The sequence below is a fragment of the Paraburkholderia sp. genome (assembly GCF_035656215.1).
Lineage (GTDB): Bacteria > Pseudomonadota > Gammaproteobacteria > Burkholderiales > Burkholderiaceae > Paraburkholderia.
In genome coordinates, this window is the sequence record NZ_DASRSY010000105.1 from 1 (window position 1) to 1863 (window position 1863).

At 63.7% G+C, this 1863-nt stretch carries 2 protein-coding genes; both read left to right on the forward strand.

The features are described from left to right. Window positions 1–873: Gfo/Idh/MocA family oxidoreductase (locus tag VFE81_RS06045; protein WP_325043723.1), on the forward strand; the 873-nt coding region annotated here is incomplete at its 5' end. A 120-nt stretch (window positions 874–993) separates the two neighbouring features. Then, window positions 994–1692: a signal peptidase I gene (lepB, locus tag VFE81_RS06050; RefSeq protein ID WP_325043724.1), complete on the forward strand. Its 699-nt coding sequence runs from the start codon at window positions 994–996 to the stop codon at window positions 1690–1692. Window positions 1693–1863: the final 171 nt, after the last annotated feature.

Below are 1863 nucleotides of genomic sequence, written 5' to 3' on the forward strand. Positions count from 1 at the left end.
CTATGGTCTCGTCGCGCCGAACCGGCCATGGCTTTCGCTGAAGAATTCGGCGGCGAGGTGTGTGCGAGTTTCGACGCGCTGCTCGCAAGCGGTATCGACGCGCTTTATATCGCCACCGTCCAGGACAGTCACGCCGATTACGCGATCGCCGCGCTGCGAGCCGGTCTGCACGTGCTGTGCGAAAAACCCGCCACCATCAACAAGCCGCAACTCGAGCGTGTGCTCGATGTCGCGCGCGCCGAGCAACGGCTTTTCATGGAAGCCATGAAGCCGCCGTTCTATCCGCTCTACAGAAAGTTGCGCGCCCATCTGGACGCCGAGCCGATCGGCGAGGTGGGTCTCGTGCGCGCCGGCTGTTCGGTACCGGGCGTGCCGGCCGATCATCCGTCGATGTCGTTCGAGCATGCGGGCGGCGCGCTGCTCGATATCGGCGTCTACGAGATGTTTCTCGCGGTCGACTGGCTCGGTGCGCCGCGTGAAGTGCAGACGCTCGGGCGGCTCGGCTCGACGGGCGTCGATACGTTCGCGAGCCTGAATAGCCAGCATGAGCGCGGCATCGCCCAGCTGTTTTGCGGACTCGACCTGCACGGCAAGGGCGACGCGTTGCTGATGGCCAAGGGCGGCCATGTCACGATTCATGAACCCTGGTGGAATCCGGCGCGCGCGACGATCCGGTACACCGACGGTCGTGTGGTCGAGCTCGACGAGCCGTTCGAAGGCGGCGGTCTGAACTACGAGACCGCGCATTTCTGCGAGCTGATTCGCGCGGGGCAGATTGAGAGCCCGCTGATGCCGCACAGCAAGTCGCTGCAGATGATCGAGATGTCCGATGCAGCGCGTGCCGCGTTGGGGCTTAAGTTCGCGGGCGAGTGAAGGCCCGTTGCCGCGCTGCTTCCAGCCGCGGTGGTACGATTTGCGCGGGCGTGCAGACTCGAATAAAAAAGGGCCCGCGCACCCATAGCTTTCGATCACCTTCCACTGGAGCCGCCTGCGATGCGCATGCTTGGAAAACTGTGGCGCGACAACAAAAGTCTCGTCGCCTTTCTGTTCTTGATGGTGCTGTTCCGCAGCGCCGTGGCCGACTGGAACGTCGTGCCAAGCGGCTCGATGTTGCCGACAATTCGCGAAGGCGACCGGATTTTCGTCGACAAGATGGCCTACGATCTGCGCGTGCCGCTCACTCACATCACGATCGCGCATCTGCACGATCCGCGGCGCGGCGATATCGTCACGATCGATTCCTCGGCGGCGCATGAGTTGATCGTCAAGCGTCTGATCGGCATGCCCGGCGACAGCGTCGCCATGCGCGACAACGTGCTGTACGTGAACGGCGTGCGCGCGGATTATCAGCCGCTGTACCTGAAGCCGCTGCCTGGCGATGCAACGTCTCCTGGCGACTATCTGACCGAGCGCTTCGACGGCGTGACGCACACGGTACGGCTTGCGCCCGACGCGCCGAGTCCGCGCAATTCGTTCGGGCCGGTGGTCGTGCCGCAAGGCGAATATCTGATGCTCGGCGACAACCGCGACGACAGTGCCGACTCACGTTACTTCGGCTTTTTTCCGCGCAAGGAACTGATGGGCCGTACGCGTCACGTGGTGTATTCGCTCGACCCGGATCATTACTACAAGCCGCGCTTCGATCGCTTCGGCGCGCCGCTGGATAAGGCGTCGCTAGCCGCGAGCCGGTAGGCGGCTAGCCATGGGCGGAGCCGTGGCTTGCGAAATGGGGTGTCAGGCGAGAGGCCAGGCGGTGCACTCAGGGACGTCCTGAGGGACGTCCTGAGTGACGTCCTCAGTGACGCGCCGGTAGCGCGAGACGCTTTTCGTACCAGTGCTGCACCCATTCGAGCACCTGACACA

What these genes read in the sequence shown, in the direction of transcription:
- lepB (WP_325043724.1), top strand. Translation starts at nt 994, where the DNA reads ATGCGCATGCTTGGAAAACTGTGGCGCGACAACAAAAGTCTCGTCGCC.